The sequence below is a fragment of the Pseudomonas izuensis genome (assembly GCF_009861505.1).
In the GTDB taxonomy this organism is placed as follows: domain Bacteria; phylum Pseudomonadota; class Gammaproteobacteria; order Pseudomonadales; family Pseudomonadaceae; genus Aquipseudomonas; species Aquipseudomonas izuensis.
In genome coordinates, this window is the sequence record NZ_WTFT01000080.1 from 1 (window position 1) to 1,688 (window position 1,688).

Consider the following 1,688-nt stretch of genomic DNA (forward strand, 5'->3'; position numbering starts at 1 on the left):
GAGGCAAGGGTGATGAGCATCACCGCGCAGATCACTCCGGGCCTTTGCAAGTAGCGGGTTGATGTGGACTGCGGTTTGACATGTTTCATGTTGGGACCCCTCGCGTCATGCCATATCGGCGAAACCCACCGCCCTCTATCGGGACGACAGCTGCTGCGGGTAAAAGGGGCCATGCAACAGGTGGGCCGTATTGCGGGCCCGGAAAAAAGTTCAAACTAATTAGTTAGTTGTTTCCAATTGTGTATTCAGGAGAGGAGGTAAATTGGGGGCAGTGGGGGATATTCCTCAATAGCGGGTAAAAGGCAGTTATTTTCAGTGGGTTACTTTCCCCAGTTGGTGGGGGAATAGTTCCCTGAATTTTTTGACTAAAAGCAGTATGAGAGACTTTATTGATAAGGTTTTGATCGAGTTTTGCCCTCCCTTAGGGCGGTATTCGCTGTGCCGCAACAGTGGCTGGTTTCTGATGAAAAGACTGGTGTCCGCAGAGTTAAAAGATCGCGGAAACGCGCAATTAGGAGAAAATTCGTGGGATATCTGTTGAGAGGCCAGAGAATGTCTTCTATTGGCCGTTTTCTGCTCGCCGCGACAGGCACATAGCGACCCATTGCTGCCGGTCAGCAGCGGCAAAGAACGACCAATTGCAGCCTCTCAGGCTGAGCGATGGTCGGCCAAAAGCGGCCAATCACCAAGGTTTGCTTTAGGCCAATTCGCGATAGGCAGGTTTGGATTGAGCGATGGCCCCGGTCGCATAAATTTGAAATGCACGGTATTGCCCGACAGAAACATACTTCGCAGACGCCCAGGTGAGTGGTGATCTGGTGATCTGGTGATCATGAGTTGGGAGCCCGCTGCCTAAGGCGGACTGTTTTAGGAAGTTAGATTTTTCTATACAGTGCCCATATCCATCTCTGGGCTCAAGGTTCCAAGCCAAGCGACAAGGCACACTATGATTATTGCCACTGTGAGCTCCAGGGCCATACTGCGCCGCAAAGCATTAATGGCACCAGTGTACTCTCCGCTCTGGATTGATCGCGCTAAAAGTGGGCTCAAGTGAAAACGGTTCATCGTGGCTAATACGAGCATCGCTGCGAATAGTAAAATTTTCAAACAAAGCAGCGCGCCATATGTGCTAAACATCACACCCTCAAGTGTTGGGCCAACAATAAACAGATAATTCACTACGCCGGTGATAACGAGGCTCACTACGATCAATGCACCCGCTGTCTCAAAGCCGGTAAGCACTCGAGAGAGAGTTCGCACCTCTTGTTCGCCATTCAGTATTTTCGTACGCAGTAATAAAGCGAATGCCGCCAGGGCGCCGAGCCAGCCTCCTGCGGCCAACAGGTGGAAGATGTCGCTGGCGAAATGCATGTAACGCTTATCGCCTTCGTCCATAGCACCATGCCCAGTCCACGCGAGGGTGGCTAAGGCTACGGCACCGCACAAAGTAACTATCCACAAACTGAGGGTCGGAAAGCGTTTGTTTAGCGTCAAACCGATACCCGCTAAGACAAGGGCTGCTATGCGGACCATCCACATGAGCCCGACATCGGTCCCCATCAGCACCATTTCGAAAATATGGCGCTGAAGTTCCATAAGTTCGGAAACACCACTCATTGCCTTGGCAAGTAACAACATGGCTGCGAGAGACAGAAGTACGCCAACAGCGACGGTGCCGAAAACTAGCG

Annotated in this window: 1 protein-coding gene; it reads right to left on the reverse strand. The window is 51.6% G+C overall.

Going from position 1 to position 1,688, the window contains the following annotated elements:
* Positions 1 to 885: 885 nt before the first annotated feature.
* Positions 886 to 1,688, reverse strand: an 803-nt coding sequence (gene copD, locus GPL81_RS30920; RefSeq protein WP_160109872.1) for a copper homeostasis membrane protein CopD, incomplete at its 5' end; no start/stop codon positions are given.